This is a genomic window from Sphingomonas agri (genome assembly GCF_038148795.1).
GTDB classification, from domain to species: domain Bacteria; phylum Pseudomonadota; class Alphaproteobacteria; order Sphingomonadales; family Sphingomonadaceae; genus Sphingomicrobium; species Sphingomicrobium agri.
On sequence record NZ_JBAPEU010000002.1, the window covers coordinates 972,538 to 988,496 of the forward strand.

A 15,959-nucleotide genomic window follows, 5' to 3' on the forward strand; every position below is an offset into this window, starting at 1 on the left:
GCGAGCGGGGCTCCTAGGAGCCGCTGCTTCCGATCCAGCGGGCCACGTCGGCGGCGACCTGGTTGGCGGCGCGGTTCAGTGCCGGTCCGACGGTCGCGGCGGTTCCGTCCGCAGGAGCACTCGCGCTGAACCGGCGCGTCTCGACGCGATTGCCGCCCGCGACTGAAAGCGAACTGTCGTAGGTCACGACGACCTGGCCCGTTGAAGCGTCATAGCCGAAGCGCTGAAGGGCGCCGGTGACGGTGAGACCGGGATCGAGCGTTGTCTGTTCTGCATCGAGGACGACGCGGTTGGTGCTGCGCCGGACAGTCTCGGAAAGAAGGCTCGCGAACAGGCGCGCCGGCGTGTCGACCAGCTGCAGGTTCGCTACATATTGAACGTCGGTCGGCGAAACCTGGACCGGAACGCGCACGGTGCTCAGCTCCCTTGCGACGGACGGGGTCGAGATGGTGACGGCCTGACCCGCAGCCACGGTCCGCGCGATCTGCGGCGGCTCAGCCGCCTCGGGCGTCAGGGTGACGAGATTGGTGGGCGGCTTTCCGCCCCCAAGCATGCCGCTCAGCGAGCAGGCGCTAAGTCCCGCCGCCAGCGCAATTGCGGCACTCGTCTTGGCCAACAGCCTCATTTGCGTTTCCCTGGCTTGTAGTCGGGCAGTTTTTCGGGCCCCAGCGTGCCGCCGATCCCCTGCTGGTTGATGCGGTTCGACACCGCCTGGAGCGACTGCGTCAGGTCGCGAAGGTCATGAACGAGCTTGTTCGCCTCCGGGAGCGTCGACTTGCTGAAGTTCTGAACGCCGGGGCGCGCATCGCTGATCATCGAATTCAGATTGTCAGTCGTTTGCTGGACCGAGGTCAGCGCCTTGTTGAGGTTCTCCATGGCCGGACGCCCGTCCTCGCTTACCAGCCGGTTGGCGTTGGCCGAGAGTGCCGCGACATTGTTGGCCGCGAGCCCGGCATTGTGCGACGCAATTTTGATCTCGGCGATCGTGTCGCCCATCTCTGGCGCGTGCTTTCTAAGCTGGGCGGTGGTCGCGTCGATATTCTCGAGAATGTCGGCGATCGAATTCTGGTTCTTGTCGCTCAGGAGCTCGGTCAATCGCTCCGTCAGGCGCTGGATGCGGTCAATGAGTTCCGGGGCGCTGTTGAGAAGCGCGCTGATGCCGCCCGAGGTTGCCGGGATGACCGGGCAGCCCTGCGGCCCGACCTGGTCGATCGAGGGCCGCCCGCGCTCGGCTCCCTGGAGCTGGATTTCCGAAACGCCGGTGAAGCCGACGCCATGGATCTGCGCGCTCGTGCCCTGGAGGACGGGCGTCTGCTCGTCGACCTCGACCCTCACCCACACGAACTCGGGACGGTTCGGGAGGAGGGAAATCTTCTGGACCTGGCCGACGGGAACGCCCGAGAAGCTGACGTTCGAGCCCTTGTTGAGGCCGCCGACACCCTGCGCAAAATAGATGTCGAAGCACTTGGTCGCCTTGTTCGAGAGACCGGCAAGCCAGACGATGAAGAGAAGGACGCCGGCGAGCAGCGCCACCGTGACCGCGCCAACCATGACGTAGTTCGACCGGGTCTCCACTACGCGATTGCCCCTTCTTCGTAAGCCGCTGCCGCAGTCCGGCCGCGTGGCCCGTTAAAATATTCTTGTATCCAAGGATGGTCCAAAGCCAATAGTTCCGGAATCGTTCCGACCGCAACGACCTTCTTGTCGGCAAGGACGGCCACGCGGTCACAGATCGCGTGCAGCGTATCGAGGTCGTGCGTGATCAGGAAGACCGTAAGCTCGAGCCGTTTCTGGAGCGACTTGATGAGCTGGTCGAACGCCGCCGCCGCGATCGGATCGAGCCCGGCGGTCGGCTCGTCGAGGAAAAGCAGTTCAGGGTCGAGCGCGAGGGCGCGTGCGAGCGCTGCTCTCTTCACCATGCCACCCGAGAGTTCGGAAGGATATTTGGGTCCCGCATCGGCATCGAGGCCGCCCATCGCGATCTTGTAGGAGGCCATCTCGTCGAGGAGCGGCGGCTTGATCCCCGGAAAGTATTCGCGGATCGGGACTTCGACATTCTCGGCAACGGTGAGCGTCGAGAAGAGAGCGCCGTTCTGGAACAGGATACCCCAGCGGCGCCGGATATTCTTGGCCTCGTCCTCCTCCCGCCCGATCATGTTTTCGCCCAGCACCTCGACCTCGCCCGTGTCAGGTGTCTGGAGCCCGATGATCGAGCGGAGAAGCACGGACTTGCCGGTGCCCGAACCTCCGACGACGCCGAGAATCTCGCCTCTGCAGACGGTGAGATCGAGGTCTTCGTGGACGACCTGTTCCCCGAAACTGTTGCGAAGCCCCCTCACGGTGATGATGGGCTTGCAGTCTTTCGACACGTACGTCGGGTCGAGGTTCTCGGGGACCTGCGTCATACCCAGCCGATCGTGCTGAAGAAGACTGCGAATACGGCATCGAGCACGATCACCAGGAAGATCGACTGGACGACGGCGGTCGTGGTGCGCGAGCCCACTTCCTCGCTGTTCCCCTGGACGAGCATGCCCTGGAAGCAGCCGGCGAGCGCGATGATGAAGCCGAACACCGGCGCCTTGATGATGCCCACCCACATGTCGGTGAGCGGGATCACTTCCTGGAGGCGCTGGATGTAGGTGAGCGGCGGGATCCCGAGCGAGAGCCAGACGAACACGCCGCCACCGATGAGCGAAAGGAGCATCGACCAGAAGGCGAGAAGCGGCATCATTATCACTGCTGCAATGATGCGCGGAAGCACGAGCGCCTCGATCGGCGACACGCCGATGGTCCGCATTGCATCGATTTCCTCGGTGATCTTCATCGTTCCGATCTGCGCTGCGAACGCCGATCCCGATCGGCCCGCGACCATGATCGCCGTCATGAGCGTGCCGAGCTCGCGGACCGTGATGCGGCCGATGAGGTTGATGGTGTAAACTTCGGCGCCGAACTGGGCGAGCTGAACCGAGCCCTGCTGGGCAATGACGATACCGATGAGGAAGCTCATTAGCCCAATGATGCCGAGCGCGCGCACGCCAACGACATCGAAGCGCTGGACGACGGCATTCACGCGAAAGCGGCGGGTGGGTCTGCGGATGACGTTTGCAAAGCCAAGGAGCGTCGCGCCGAAGAAGCCGAGTAGACCAATGAGGGTGTGTCCGATTTCGACGACCCATTGTCCAAGCTCGCGAAGGCCGGCCATGAAATTGTGCGGCTCGTCGGGAACGACCTGCGCCGGATGATCGAACTCGCCGACCTGCTTCAGAAGGCTGACCTCGTCGCGGCTCGCGCCGATGACCTTCGCTCCCCGGTCGCGCACGGTCCGATAGACGATCCATGCACCGACCGTGTCCATGCGGTCGATTTCGCTAAGATCGATGGTGATGGGATCCTGGAGCGCGTCGAGCTCGCGCTGGGTGGTCGCGGCGCGCGTGATGGTCAGCGCTCCAGCGACCCGGTAGACCGAGCCGCTCGGGTGATCCGTCTCCTGCTCAGTAACCTCGGCCATGCGCGGGGGAGTAGTGCGCGAAATGGCTCTTCTGGGCAAGTCGCGGGACTTTTCTGCCGACTGGTGCCCCTCTATGCCTCGACGGCAGTGGATAATGAGACACCTCTCCTCTTCGTGCCGATCGGCCAAAATCCCGCGCGTCCTTTCGGGATGGATGCGCACGCGCGCGCTTGCCGGCTTGCGGCCAACGCCGGTCTGGAATGCGCAGATGCGCCGCAACAGGGGCGCGCCGCGATCCTTGCAAGCATGGCCTATGGCTGGGATCCCGTCTGGCTGAAGGAATTGCGCGACCGGCCAAGGAGCGTGCTGACGCTGAGTGGAAAGCCGGTGATGGCGCACGTGCCTCAAGACGACGATGCTCAAAGCATTGCTGAGGCCCTCGCAGCGGGAACCGCGATCGAGGGTTATGAGATGATCGCCGGCGAGACTGCGCAGCTCAGCAACACGGCACTGAGAAAAAGAGAGCGGCCGTTCGTCCTCCCGCTCGATCCATCAGACCCCGAGCCTGTCGAGCGCGCAGCTTACGACGGCGCCTACAAGGGCGTCACGGATGCGCTCACTCTCTATCTCTGGCGCAGGCCCGCCTTCTACCTGACGCGCTGGGCTGCGCGCGCGGGCGTTTCGCCCAACATGGTGACACTGGCGGGCGCGTTGCTCTGCCTCCTTGCCTTCTACTTCTTCTGGCGCGGCGAATATTGGTGGGGCGTCATCTCTGGCTTTGGTTTCATGGTGCTCGACACCGTTGACGGAAAGCTCGCGCGCTGCACCGGCGCTTCCTCCAGGTGGGGCAATGTCTTTGATCACGGCATCGACCTCGTCCATCCGCCTTTCTGGTGGTGGGCATGGCTTCATGGCCTTGCCGCTTATGGGCGCCCGCTCGAACCCGTCTACGCAACGATGGTCCTCTGGGTGATCGTCGGCGGCTATGTCGCCCAGCGAGCGATCGAGGGCCTCTCGATCCAGCGCTTCTCCGGCATGGAGATCCACGTCTGGCGGCCGCTCGACAGCAGGTTCCGGCTGGTTACCGCGAGGCGCAATCCCAACATGGTGATCCTCGTCCTCAGCCTCCTCGTCCGCCGCCCCGACAGCGGCCTGGAACTGGTGGCCTGGTGGACGCTTATCAGTCTCATCTTCCACGCGGTGCGGCTCGCCCAGATGACCGAGCGGCAGGGACGCGGAGAGAAGATCGCGAGCTGGCTCGACGCGTGAGCTTTACCGCCATCCTGCTTGCGGGCTCGAGGCCGGGGCGCGACGAATTCGCGTCGCAGTTCGGGACCGACATGAAGGCGCTCATCGCCCTTCGGGGCGAGCCCATGGTGCGCCGTCCCGTCAGGGCTCTCCTCCAGAGTGCGAGCATCTCGCGGATACTGGTCCTCTCGCAGGCGCCCGACAGGCTCGCAGCCGTCATCCCCAAGGATCCGCGCGTAGAATTCCGGGAATCTGGCGGAACCATCGCCGAGACGATGCTTGCCCTGTGCGATGATCCCGGGACAAGGTGGCCGCTCCTCGTCACGACCGCCGACCATGCCCTTCTCGATCCCCAGACGGTCGACGAGTTCGCGCGCGGCGCGCGTGGCTCCGACGTCGCGATCGGGGTCGTCGACCGCGCGAACCTGATGGCGCGCCTCCCCAATACCGAGCGGACCTGGATCAGGTTTCGAAAGAGCGCATACACCGGCGCCAACCTCTTTGCCCTTGCATCGCCCGCGGTTCGCCCGGCGATCGAACTCTGGCGCTCGGTCGAGCAGGACCGGAAGAAGGCCTGGAGGGTCATGTCGCTTCTTGGTCCCGTGCTGCTCCTGTGCGTGGCGCTTCGCCTCGTCAGCATGAACGACGTGCTCTCGCGGCTCGGCGGGCGCCTTCACCTCAGGATCAGGGGAGTAACGCTTTCGAACCCGCTTGCCGGCGTCGACGTGGACAAGCCCGCCGACCATGATCTTGCTGATGCAATCCTGGCGGGGAAAGCATGAGCGAACTTGCCGTCTACGACATGGACCGGACGGTCACGAGGCGGCCGACCTACACGCCGTTTCTCGTTCACTGCGCGATGCGCCGCGCGCCGTTGCGGCTGTTGCTGCTTCCGTTCGCGATCCTCTCTATGCTCGCCTACGCCATGCGCCTGATCGACCGCGCGAGGCTGAAGGAGATCAATCACCGCCTGCTGCTCGGTGCAGTGATCCACCCGCGCGAACTTCAGCCTCTCGTCGAAAGCTTCGCGGACCGGCAGGTCGCAACCAACATCCGGCCCGGCGCGAGAGAGGCAATCGCCCGCGACAAGGCGCAGGGCCGCCGCCTCGTTCTGGCGACGGCGTCATACCGGCTCTATGCCGATGCGATTGCAGAGCGTCTCGGCTTTGACGACGTGATCGGCACGGGATCGATCATCGGCCTTGATGACCGCGTTCACGCGAAGATCGCCGGCGAGAATTGCTACGGCCCGGCGAAAATGCGGATGATCTCCGACTGGATCGAAGCCTCAGAGCTTAAAGGTGCTCACGGCCATGTCCGCTTCTATTCGGACCATGTCTCGGACCGACCCGCCTTCGAGTGGGCGGACCAGCCGGTTGCAGTGAACCCGCACGGAAAGCTTCGACGGCTCGCCGAGCAGAAGGGATGGGAGATCGAGGACTGGGGCTAGCGGCAGCCGAGGTCAACCAAAGCACTGCAGCCTAGCTTACCGGTTCCCAGAGCTCCACCGGGTTACCCTCGGGATCCTGGATGCGCGCAAAGGAGCCGACATTGGGATCGTTCCATTCCTCGCGCGTCTCGACCGCGATCCCCTTGCTCCTCAGCGTCTCGATCATCCCGGGTAATCCGCTGACCCGAAGGTTCAGCATGAAGGCGCCAGGGAAATAGTCGGTATCCACTGAGAAGGGCGCGAAGACGACGGGACCGCCACCGGCCATCCAGCACATGTCGTCGGGAGCGCCTGCATTTTCCGCAGCGCAGCCCGCTCCGACGTTGAGATGCTCGCGGTACCAGTTGCCAAGGGCCTCGGGGTTCTTCGCCCTGAAGAACAGGCCGCCAACTCCAAGTACCGCCATTCTCAGCTCCGCTCGTTTCTAGACCGCCTGAAGCGCGTTCGCGAAGTCCGCGATGAGATCGTCGGCGTCCTCGCAGCCGATCGAGATCCGGACGAGGTTGGGCGTGATGTCGAGCTGCTTCTTGCGCTCTTCCGGGACCGACAGGTGAGTCATCGCCGCCGGCGCGCTCGCAAGCGTTTCGGTACCGCCCAGGCTCACCGCAAGGTTGGCGATCTGGAGCGCGTCCAGAAAGGCGAAGGCCTCCTTTTCGCCGCCCTTCAGATAGAGCGAGAAGGTCGAACCGGCACCGCTGCAATGGCGGCGGAAGATGTCGGCCTGGCGCGAGCCTTCCTCGAGGAAGCCCAGGTAGCCGATCTTCTCGACCTTGGGATGGCTCTTGAGGAAGTCGCAGACCTTTGCTGCATTCTCGCCTGCGCGAGACATTCGCAGTTCGAGGGTCTCGAGGCTCCGAAGAAGCATCCAGGCGGTATTGGGGTCGCAGATGGTTCCGATCGTGTTGCGGAACATGCGCACCTGGTTGATGAGGTTCTTCTCGCCGACGAGCGCGCCTGCGACGAGATCGCTGTGACCGCCCACATATTTGGTGAGGCTGTAGACGGAGATGTCGGCGCCCTGTGCAAGCGGCTTTGCCCAGAGCGGACCCAGGAACGTATTGTCGATGGCGATCGGCGGCCGCTCGCTCTCGCCGAAGGCCGCGTTGCGGGCAGCAGCGACGGCCTCGACGTCGACCAGCATGTTGGTGGGATTGGCCGGGCTCTCGAGATAGATGAGGCTGACGCGGCCCTTTTCCTTGCCCCTGGCGAGCGCCTCGTCGATCTCCTCGCGCGTTGCGCCCGAGGGAAAGTCGACCCAGGATACGCCGAACTGGCCAAGGATCTTGGCGATCAGGGTCTCGGTCGCCGCATAGAGCGGGCCCGAATGGACGACGCAGTCGCCGGGACGAACGAAGGTCAGGAGGAGCGTCGCGATCGCCGACATTCCGCTCGAGAAAGCGAGCGCGTCGTCGGCATCTTCCCAGACCGCGAGCCGGTCTTCCAATATCTCCTGGTTGGGTCCGTTGAAGCGCGAGTAGATAAGGCCTTCAGCGCCGCCGGGACGCTTTCCCGTCACGCCTTCGAAGAAGCGCTTTCCGGCGGCCGCATTCTCGAACACGAACGTGGACGTGAGGAAAATGGGGGGCTTGAGCGAACCTTCGCTCAGTTCCGGGTCGAAACCGTAGCCGAGCATCAGCGTCTGGGCGCTTAACTGGCGGTTGCCGATCTTCGTTGGCGAGGGCCGCGGCGCGCGGTGGCTGGAGCTGGCGGCTGCGATTTCACGTTCGGTGGGCAAACTGGATCTCCTTGTCGGAGCGCGCCTTAGCGCCAACACCCGCGCCGCGCCAATCAACTGCGCGCCGGCCCCGATAAGGCGGGCGGGTCTTCCTAGCCCGGAATTGCGATGGCGCTCAGCTGCCGGCCGTAGTCGGATTCGCCGCGGTGAACGGAACGGCGATAGCTGTAGAACCGGTCCGGCTGGCCGTAGGTGTCGAGGTTGAGGGCCTCGACCTCGTCGATCCCGGCGGCGATCAGGCGATGGACGACATAAGCCTCAAGATCGAAATGCGGCTTGCCGACGTCGCTCGAAACGAAAAACCTCTCGTTGTCTCCATCGGCGTGCAGGAAGCGCGCGCGAAAGGCCTCGTCCACCTCGTAGCTCGGCTGCGCGATACATGGCCCGACGGCCGCGTGGATGTTCTCGCGCCTGGCGCCCAGCACTTCCATCGCTTCGATCGCGGCGTCGGTCACGCCAGCAAGCGCTCCGCGCCAGCCCGCGTGGGCGGCGCCGACGACCACGGCCTTGTGATCTGCGAACAGGACCGGCGCGCAGTCGGCGGTCAGGATCCCAAGCATGAGGTTGGGCCGATCGGTAACCATGGCGTCGGCCTTCGGTCGCGATCCCTGGTCCCATGCCTCGTAGGCGACGATCGCCTCGGCCGAGTGGACCTGGTGGACGGTCGCAAGCTCGGCATCGGGAAGGAGCGCCGCGACCGCGAGGCGGCGATTGCCCTCGATTGCCTCGCGGTCATCGCTGCTTCCGTAGCCGACATTGAGCCCCGCCATTTCGCCCACGGAGATGCCGCCGCGGCGGCCAAGAAAGCCGTGCGGCAGGCTTCCGAGGCTCACCGCCCGGATAACCTCGACGTCGCTCACAGCAGCTTTCTCATGATGATGTCTTCGTCCGCGTGGTTCCCGACCATGAAGTCGTAGCGGCCGACGGCTTCAAAGTCATAGCGGTCGTAGAAGCGGCGCGCCCGGTGATTGTCGACGAAGACCGTGAGGAAGATCTGCGAGGCGCCGCGCCTCCGGGCTTCCTCCACGCCCCAGTCCATGAGGCTCTGGGCGATGCCGGCGCCATGATGCTCCTTGAGGACATAGAGCTGGTCAAGGAGGAGCGCCGGGCCCTCGGTCTCGACCGGAAGCTTCAGCGGACCCAGCTTGATATAGCCTGCTGCCTCGCCTTCCTGTTCGGCAATCCGGCACGAGAAGGCCGGGTCGCTGAGCTGCGCTTCCCAGTCGGCGACGCCGAAGCTCGAGAGAAAGGCCTCGAGATCCTCGGGCGAATAGAGGTGGCCGAACGTGTCGCAGAAGCTCGTATCGAAGATGCGGTCGAGCGTTGCAGCATCGGCAGGCGTCGCATCGCGATAGGTGATGGTCATGCAAGACCTGCCGGCGCGGGCCAGTCGGGTGCGTGGATTGCGACCACCTTGAAGAGCGCGCCCATCTGGCTCGGCGACGTCAGTCGCTCGAGCGCGGCCTGGATCTCCTCGGCTCGCTCGGGATTGGCCCTGGATAAAGATTGAGCGCGGGCCTCGATGCCGAGGCGGATCAGCCACTCGCCCTGGGGAACGAGCGGCGATACCGCCGCGCCCATTTCCCGGGCTGCGTCTGCGAGCGCCTCGAAATCGACATGTGAAGTCAGGTCCTGTTCCCCGGGGTTTGCAAGTACGGGGGAGTAGCCGTGACCCCGCACGGCCTGCAACGTATCTCCGCTGCAGCTCTTTTCGTGTCCATAGTCGATGAAGATGGCGGCGCCCCCCTTGGCTGCAAGGCAGGTCGCGATCGAAGCGGCCGCTTCCTCGCGTGCAGGCGACGTCTCGATGATCTCCCCGTCGCGGTCGAAGGCAAGACCGCCCGCTGCAACGAGAACGTGCCGCTCGAGCCCTTCGACGTGCTGGCGCACCGGCAGGGCGTCCAAGAATTCGTTTGCGATCAGGAGCAGCGGGCGCGCTGGAAGATCATCGATGCTATCGTGCCAGCTTGCCCCTGGAATAGCCTCTTCCTGAGCCTCGCGCAGCACCGGGCTCGTTTCGACGAGGTGCACCTCGCCCTTGAAGCCCCCTGCCCGCATGACCCGCAAGGCATCGCTCGATAGCGTTCCTCGCCCGGGACCGAGCTCGACATAGATGGCGTCCGGCGGCGCGCCGCCGCGCCTCCAGCAGTCGACGAGCGCTGCGCCGATCATTTCGCCGAACATCTGGCTGATTTCGGGCGCCGTCGTGAAGTCGCCGCGAGCACCCAGAGGATCACGCGTCGCGTAATAATAAGCGTTGCAGGCGTCCATGAAGGCTTCGAGAGTGATCGCCCCTTCGGCGGCGATCCGCTCGCGAAGCGCACGCTCCAGCGGCGTCACGCGACCGAGGCGGTGCCGACCGTCGGTTCGACGCGCACACGGCGCCTCGGAGCAGTCCAGATCAGGTAAATCCCGCCAAGGATCATCGGAAGCGAAAGCCACTGGCCCATGTGGAGGTGGGTCGCCTGGGCAAAGCCGATCAGCTGCTGGTCGGGCTCACGGATGAACTCGATCCCGAACCGGAAGATTCCGTAGAAGAAAATGAATATGCCGACGAGCTTACCGGGCTCGTAGCGTGCCTTGGTCTTCCAGAACATGAAAGCGAGGATGACGAACAATACGATGCCCTCGAGGACGGCTTCGTAAAGCTGGCTCGGGTGGCGGGGCGGTCCAAGGACGCGCTGCCCGAATTCGTTGTATTCCTGGAAGCGGATCGCCCAGGGGACCGTCGTCGGTGCGCCCCACAGCTCCTGGTTGATGAAATTGGCGAGGCGCCCGAAGAAAAGCCCGAACGGCGCGCAGCAGGCGACGTAATCATGGATGCGAAGCCAGTTCAGCTTCTCCTTGTGGGCGAAATAGATGATCCCGGCCGTCGTTCCTATGACACCCCCGTGGAAGGACATTCCCCCGTCCCACAGTTTGAGGATCTCGAGGGGATGCTTCAGATACTGGCCGAAGTTGTAGAAGAGGACGTAGCCGAGGCGGCCGCCGAGGATGATGCCGAGCGCGGCATAGAAGACGAGGTCGTCGGCGTGCCGCCGCGCGAGCGGGGCGCCGGGTTCTTTCAATAATTTGAGCAGGTACCAGTAGCCGATGAAAATGCCGGCGAGGTAGGCAAGGCTGTACCAGCGAAGGTCGAAGGATCCGATGTGGAGCGCGACGGGCGAAAGGCCCAGGTCGGGAAACGCAACGAAGCGGCTGTTGTCGACGGCTTGCAAGGGCTTCCCCATCAAAGTTCAGCGTCTCATAAGACGAGGGCGCGCAAAGGCAAAGGAGCGGTGACACATCCATGAAAAGCGAGCTCGACCGCCGGTTCGACGAGGAGCTTGCGAGGGTCACCGGCCCCGGCGGGCGGCTGGAGATCGGGCGCGACGGGCTCGGGCGGGGAATCGTCACCAACTTTCCGGCGACCCTGCCCTCGTTCTTCAAGGCATTCGCTGCCCTCAACGGCGCGAACGAGGCCGTGGTCGCAGGCGAGGAACGCCTGACCTTTGCCGATCTCGAGCGAATTTCGGATCGTCTCGCACGGGGCCTCGTTGCCCGCGGCATCGCCAAGGGGGACCGCGTCGGCCTTGCGATGCGAAACTGCCCGGCATGGATCGTCACCTACATGGCAATCCTGAAGGCCGGCGGCATCGCGACGCTCCTCAACGGATGGTGGGAACCCTTCGAGATGGAGCATGCGGTCGAGCTCACGCGCCCAAAGCTCATCATCGCCGATCCGCCCCGCGCAAAGAAGATCAACGAGCGCTGCGGGCGGTATGAGACTGTGTGCCTGCCCATCGACCAGCGGGTCGAGGACGCGATTGCTGCAATCATGGACGGCGCGGACGAGAATGCGGCACTCCCCGAATTATCCCCGGAGGATGACGCGACCATCCTCTTCACGTCCGGATCCACCGGTGAAGCCAAGGGCGCCCTCTCGACGCACCGGGCAGTGACCACGGGCGTCTATGCCTATTCGACCGGCCTCATCGTCCTTCTGGGGCTCCTGACGCAGGAGGGCCGCGCGCCCGCAACACCTGCACGGACCTTGCTCAGCGTTCCGCTCTTCCACGTCACGGGCGAAGTCCCGGTGATGCTCAACAGCTTCGTCATCGGCCGGTGCATGGTGATCATGCCCAAGTGGGACGCGACGGAGGCGCTCCGGCTGATCGAGAAGGAGAAGATCACCTATTTCGTCGGCGTGCCGACGATGAGCCTCGAGATCATGAACCACCCCGAACGCTCCAGATATGACCTCTCGTCACTCAAGGACATCACGGCGGGCGGCGCGCCGCGGCCGGTAAGCCACGTCGAGCGGCTGCGGAGCGAATTTCCGGACGCGCAGCCGGCGCTCGGCTATGGGCTTACCGAGACCAACGCCACGGGCTGCGCCAATTTCTGGAGCAGCTATGCGGCAAAGCCGGCGTCCACGGGACGAGCGCAAAGGCCGCTCGTCGAGGTCTCGATCCTCGGCGCCGGAGACCGGCGCCTTGGGGCCGGAGAAACCGGCGAGATCGGCATTCGCACGGCCGCCAACATCAAGTGCTACTGGGACAATCCGGAGGCAACGCAAGAGACGGTCGCGTCCGATGGAACGGTCCGGACCGGCGACGTCGGTTATCTCGACGAAGATGGCTATCTCTTCATCGTCGACCGCAAGAAGGAAATCATCATCAGGGGCGGCGAGAATATCTCGGCGGCCGAGGTCGAAGCGGAATGCTATGCGTGTCCCGCGGTCGCGGAAGCGGCGGTATTCGGGGCCGCGGACGAGCGCCTTGGCGAAGTGCCGGTCGCGATCATCCACCTGAAGCCCGGCGAAGAGCTCGAAGCCGGGGAGCTGCGCACGTTCCTCGATGGCAAGCTCGCCAAGTTCAAGATCCCCGAACGCATCATCATGTCGGCTGAACCGCTGCCTCGCCTCGGCACGGGAAAGATCGACCGGCGGGCGCTCAAGGCCCAATACGCGCGTTGAAGCTCGACCGGCGCACACTGCTGATCTCGGGCGGCGCAGGCATTGGCCTGGTGGTCGCCTTTTCACTCTGGCCCCGGCATCTCGAGAGCGAACTTGCGCCCGCCAGGGGCGAGCAGACGTTTGGCAATTTCATCAGGATCGCCAACAGCGGAAAGATCACGGTCGCAGTCCCACAGGTCGAGACTGGACAGGGGATCTGGACCGGTCTTGCGCAGATCGTCGCTGATGAACTTGGTGCCGCCTGGGAGAGTATCGGAGCCGAGCCGGCGCCGCTCGCGAAAGCCTATGCCAATGCGATGGCGAAGGAAGAGGGCTGGCCTTCCGGAGTAAGGATCACCGCCAATTCGACGTCGGTGCGCGCGTTCGAGCAGCCGCTCCGCCAAGCGGCGGCTACCGCCCGCGCGATGCTCGTTGGCGCGGCGGCCGATCGCTGGAACGTCGATCCTTCGTCCTGCGACACGGCCGACGGGTTCGTCATCAATGGGGTGAGGACCTTCACCTTTGCCGAGCTTGCCGAAGAAGCCGCGGACCGGAGCGTCCCGAGGAACGTCGCGCTGCGCGCCAAGGAACGGCTGATCGGCCAGGCGCTGCAGCGGCTCGATGGCCCCGCAAAGGCGCAAGGGAGCTGGCGCTTTGCAGGGGACGTCCGGCTGCCGGGCCTCCTGTTCGCGAGCGTCCGTATCGCGCCGCCCGGTGGCCGGGTCACCCAGTTTTTGCGCGATTTGGCAGCAAAGATCCCGGGCGTGGTTCACGTCAGCACTACCGATCGATGGGTCGCTGTAGTTGCCGAAAACTGGTGGACCGCAGAGCGCGGAGCAAAGGCCGGCGATCCTCATTTTTCAGGCACGCGAAGCGCGCCCGACATGCGCCAGGCATTTGAGCACGCACTTGCAAATGTTGCCGGTCACGAATGGTTCTCCCGCGGCAATTATGGTGCGGCCGTGCGCGGGTCGCGTCCCCTCGCCGCAACCTATTTTGCAGCCCCCTCGCAGCATCTCGGGCTTGAGCCCGTCACTGCTACTGCGCGGATCAGTGACGGAGCCGTCGAGATCTGGGCCGCGACGCAGGCGCCAGGGTTCGGGAAAGCCTATCAGAACCTCTACCCGATGCCGGCGGGCGAACCTGCCGGCCGCGCGATGGAGCCCGATGCAGCCTCGATCGCGGCCGAGCTCGCAAAGTCGCTTGGGCGCCCCGTCCAGGTCGTCCTCTCGCAGTCGGTGAGCCAGAACCAGGACCGCGTTGCTCCCGGCGCTCTTGCCCGGATGACCGCGCTTCCCGGCGAAGGGGGCATAACTGCCGCCTGGGCAATGAAGGTCGCGACTGCAGACGGCCTTGGCTCCGCCCTTGCGCGCCTCGCTGGCAAGGACGCGCCAGACAGGCTCGGGCGAAGCGCGCTTGGCGGAGCGGTCCCGCCCTATTCAATTCCGAGCATCAGGATCGAAGCGGTCGATGCCGAGCTTCCGATCACGCCAGGCTACATGAGAGGTTCGCCGGAGCGCGAATTCGCGTTCTTCACCGAGAGCTTCATCGACGAACTCGCGCACGCTGCCGGAATGGAGCCTCTTGCCTTCCGCATGTCGATGCTTGGCGGCAACGGGCGCCTTGCCCGCTGCCTCCAAGCTGCCGCACGGCTCTCAGGATGGGATGGCGGGGGACAGGGAAGCACGATGGGCATTGCAGGAGCTTCCGCCTTCGGGTCCCATATCGGCCTCGTTGCAGTCGCGAGCATCGGCGAAGAGCAGCGCGTCAAAGCCCACCGGCTCGTCGCCGCCGTCGATTGCGGGAGGACCGTCAACACCGGGCTCGTCCAGCAACAGATCGCGGGAGGCCTCGTCTGGGCACTTGCCCAGGCCACAGTTCACTCGCCCGAATGGATCGCGGGCATGCCGCGTGCGCGTCCGATCGGCGGCATCGGCCTGCCTCGCCTGGCCGATACTCCCGACATCAGCATCGAGATCATTCCAAGTAGCGAGCCTGCCGGCGGGATCAGCGGCCTTGGGACGCTTCCCGTAGCCCCTGCACTCGCGAACGCGGTTCACGCGGGCTCGGGAAGGCGGATGCGCTCGATCCCGTTCAATCCTATGGCTGAGGGCTGATGCTTCCGCCCGATCATCCACGAACGCCCACCCCCAGGATCGGCGTCCTCCTCATCAATCTCGGAACGCCGGACGCGCCGGAAGCGCGCGCCGTACGCCGCTACCTGGCCGAGTTCCTCAGCGACCCGCGCGTCATCGAAATACACCCGCTCGCCTGGAAGCCGGTCCTCCACGGTATCATCCTCAGGACCAGGCCAAAAAGGTCCGCCGAGGCTTACAACCAGATCTGGACCAACGAGGGTTCGCCCCTGCGCGCGATCGCCGCGCGGCAGGCCGAGGCGCTCCGCGCGAAATTACCCGGCGTCAGCATTCATTATGCGATGCGTTACGGTCATCCCGGCATTGCCGCGGCACTCGACAACATGATGGCGGAAGGGTGTACGCGCATCCTTTCAGCGCCGCTCTATCCCCAATATTGCGCGGCAACGACCGCGACCGCCAACGACGCCGTCTTCGGAACCCTTGCGCGGATGCGCTTCCAGCCGGCGCTCCGGACACTGCCGCCTTATTACGACGACCCCGCGTACATCGGCGCGCTCGCGGCGAGCATCGAAAAGCAGCTCAAGGCGCTCAAATTCGAGCCCGAGCGGCTGCTCCTGAGCTTTCACGGCATGCCGGTGAGGACACTCGACCTCGGCGATCCCTATCACTGCCACTGCCAGAAGACGGCGCGGCTCCTCGGCAAGGCAATCGGCCGCGAGGTCGATATCGCGTTCCAGTCGCGGTTCGGGCGCGCGAAATGGCTCGAGCCCGCGACCGAAGCGACGCTCGCGCGCTACGCTTCAGAAGGCGTGAAGCGCGCTGCGATCGCAGCACCCGGATTTTCGGTCGATTGCATCGAGACTCTCGAGGAGCTCGGCATTCGCGGCCGAAAGACGTTCCTCGAGGGCGGCGGGGAGCAGTTCGCGCTTCTCGATTGCCTCAACGATTCGACCGAAGGCATCGCCATGCTCGAACGCCTTATCTCGCGTGAACTTGCAGGCTGGCTTCCACAGCAATAAGCGCCCTAGCCGGAGAGAGGAGAC

General features: G+C 64.7%; 16 protein-coding genes. 6 read left to right on the plus strand and 10 right to left on the minus strand.

Annotated elements, in window-relative coordinates; genetic code table 11:
- Window positions 1–13: 13 nt before the first annotated feature.
- The 4 genes from V8192_RS11795 to V8192_RS11810 are packed head-to-tail and all read right to left on the minus strand — an operon-like array spanning window position 14 to window position 3,508.
- Complete coding sequence (locus tag V8192_RS11795; protein ID WP_341633263.1) at window positions 14–625, minus strand: ABC-type transport auxiliary lipoprotein family protein; 612 nt, start codon at window positions 623–625, stop codon at window positions 14–16.
- On the minus strand, window positions 622–1,575 hold the full coding sequence (locus tag V8192_RS11800; protein ID WP_341633264.1) for an MlaD family protein: 954 nt from the start codon (window positions 1,573–1,575) through the stop codon (window positions 622–624). Before V8192_RS11800 ends, V8192_RS11795 begins: the two co-directional genes overlap by 4 nt.
- Window positions 1,575–2,405 carry an ABC transporter ATP-binding protein gene (locus V8192_RS11805; RefSeq protein ID WP_341633265.1) on the minus strand — a complete coding sequence of 277 codons (831 nt, stop codon included), beginning with the start codon at window positions 2,403–2,405 and terminating at the stop codon, window positions 1,575–1,577. The genes V8192_RS11800 and V8192_RS11805 overlap by 1 nt, the downstream gene beginning before the upstream one ends.
- Window positions 2,402–3,508, minus strand: a complete 1,107-nt coding sequence (locus tag V8192_RS11810) for an ABC transporter permease (RefSeq protein ID WP_341633266.1) — start codon at window positions 3,506–3,508, stop codon at window positions 2,402–2,404. Before V8192_RS11810 ends, V8192_RS11805 begins: the two co-directional genes overlap by 4 nt.
- On the opposite strand from V8192_RS11810, the gene V8192_RS11815 reads away from it, so the two are divergent.
- From V8192_RS11815 to V8192_RS11825, 3 genes are read left to right on the plus strand one after another with little or no spacing between them, the layout of a single operon-like run.
- Entirely contained in the window at window positions 3,476–4,717 is a 1,242-nt protein-coding gene (locus V8192_RS11815; RefSeq protein WP_341633267.1) for a CDP-alcohol phosphatidyltransferase family protein, read from the plus strand. The genes V8192_RS11810 and V8192_RS11815 overlap by 33 nt on opposite strands.
- Window positions 4,714–5,478: a nucleotidyltransferase family protein gene (locus tag V8192_RS11820; protein WP_341633268.1), complete on the plus strand. Its 765-nt coding sequence runs from the start codon at window positions 4,714–4,716 to the stop codon at window positions 5,476–5,478. The genes V8192_RS11815 and V8192_RS11820 overlap by 4 nt, the downstream gene beginning before the upstream one ends.
- Window positions 5,475–6,146: an HAD family hydrolase gene (locus V8192_RS11825; RefSeq protein WP_341633269.1), complete on the plus strand. Its 672-nt coding sequence runs from the start codon at window positions 5,475–5,477 to the stop codon at window positions 6,144–6,146. The genes V8192_RS11820 and V8192_RS11825 overlap by 4 nt, the downstream gene beginning before the upstream one ends.
- A gap of 31 nt (window positions 6,147–6,177) precedes the next feature.
- On the opposite strand, the gene V8192_RS11830 is transcribed toward V8192_RS11825, so the two are convergent.
- The 6 genes from V8192_RS11830 to lgt form a co-directional block, all read right to left on the minus strand.
- Entirely contained in the window at window positions 6,178–6,552 is a 375-nt protein-coding gene (locus tag V8192_RS11830; RefSeq protein WP_341633270.1) for a VOC family protein, read from the minus strand.
- A gap of 18 nt (window positions 6,553–6,570) precedes the next feature.
- A complete protein-coding gene (locus V8192_RS11835) occupies window positions 6,571–7,881 on the minus strand; it encodes a cystathionine gamma-synthase family protein (protein WP_373276345.1) in 1,311 nt (436 codons plus the stop codon).
- 92 nt (window positions 7,882–7,973) lie between these two features.
- The gene (pgeF, locus tag V8192_RS11840; protein WP_341633271.1) at window positions 7,974–8,741 is read right to left on the minus strand and encodes a peptidoglycan editing factor PgeF; all 768 of its coding nucleotides are present in this window, start codon (window positions 8,739–8,741) and stop codon (window positions 7,974–7,976) included.
- Window positions 8,738–9,247, minus strand: a complete 510-nt coding sequence (locus V8192_RS11845) for a GNAT family N-acetyltransferase (protein ID WP_341633272.1) — start codon at window positions 9,245–9,247, stop codon at window positions 8,738–8,740. The genes pgeF and V8192_RS11845 overlap by 4 nt, the downstream gene beginning before the upstream one ends.
- The gene (locus V8192_RS11850; protein ID WP_341633273.1) at window positions 9,244–10,221 is read right to left on the minus strand and encodes a class I SAM-dependent methyltransferase; all 978 of its coding nucleotides are present in this window, start codon (window positions 10,219–10,221) and stop codon (window positions 9,244–9,246) included. The genes V8192_RS11845 and V8192_RS11850 overlap by 4 nt, the downstream gene beginning before the upstream one ends.
- Window positions 10,218–11,111: a prolipoprotein diacylglyceryl transferase gene (gene lgt / locus V8192_RS11855; protein ID WP_341633274.1), complete on the minus strand. Its 894-nt coding sequence runs from the start codon at window positions 11,109–11,111 to the stop codon at window positions 10,218–10,220. The genes V8192_RS11850 and lgt overlap by 4 nt, the downstream gene beginning before the upstream one ends.
- Before the next feature lie 59 nt (window positions 11,112–11,170).
- Here lgt and V8192_RS11860 point away from each other — a divergent pair, with 59 nt between their 5' ends.
- The 3 genes from V8192_RS11860 to hemH are packed head-to-tail and all read left to right on the plus strand — an operon-like array spanning window position 11,171 to window position 15,935.
- Entirely contained in the window at window positions 11,171–12,838 is a 1,668-nt protein-coding gene (locus V8192_RS11860) for a class I adenylate-forming enzyme family protein (RefSeq protein WP_341633275.1), read from the plus strand.
- Window positions 12,835–14,934 carry a molybdopterin cofactor-binding domain-containing protein gene (locus tag V8192_RS11865; protein ID WP_341633276.1) on the plus strand — a complete coding sequence of 700 codons (2,100 nt, stop codon included), beginning with the start codon at window positions 12,835–12,837 and terminating at the stop codon, window positions 14,932–14,934. Before V8192_RS11860 ends, V8192_RS11865 begins: the two co-directional genes overlap by 4 nt.
- Window positions 14,934–15,935: a ferrochelatase gene (gene hemH, locus V8192_RS11870; protein WP_341633277.1), complete on the plus strand. Its 1,002-nt coding sequence runs from the start codon at window positions 14,934–14,936 to the stop codon at window positions 15,933–15,935. The genes V8192_RS11865 and hemH overlap by 1 nt, the downstream gene beginning before the upstream one ends.
- Window positions 15,936–15,959: the final 24 nt, after the last annotated feature.

Coding starts and splice junctions, on each gene's coding strand:
- hemH (WP_341633277.1), top strand. CDS start 14,934: ATGCTTCCGCCCGATCATCCACGAACGCCCACCCCCAGGATCGGCGTC.
- V8192_RS11805 (WP_341633265.1), bottom strand. CDS start 2,405: ATGACGCAGGTCCCCGAGAACCTCGACCCGACGTACGTGTCGAAAGAC.
- V8192_RS11795 (WP_341633263.1), bottom strand. CDS start 625: ATGAGGCTGTTGGCCAAGACGAGTGCCGCAATTGCGCTGGCGGCGGGA.
- V8192_RS11860 (WP_341633275.1), top strand. CDS start 11,171: ATGAAAAGCGAGCTCGACCGCCGGTTCGACGAGGAGCTTGCGAGGGTC.
- lgt (WP_341633274.1), bottom strand. CDS start 11,111: ATGGGGAAGCCCTTGCAAGCCGTCGACAACAGCCGCTTCGTTGCGTTT.
- V8192_RS11825 (WP_341633269.1), top strand. CDS start 5,475: ATGAGCGAACTTGCCGTCTACGACATGGACCGGACGGTCACGAGGCGG.
- V8192_RS11830 (WP_341633270.1), bottom strand. CDS start 6,552: ATGGCGGTACTTGGAGTTGGCGGCCTGTTCTTCAGGGCGAAGAACCCC.
- V8192_RS11845 (WP_341633272.1), bottom strand. CDS start 9,247: ATGACCATCACCTATCGCGATGCGACGCCTGCCGATGCTGCAACGCTC.
- V8192_RS11810 (WP_341633266.1), bottom strand. CDS start 3,508: ATGGCCGAGGTTACTGAGCAGGAGACGGATCACCCGAGCGGCTCGGTC.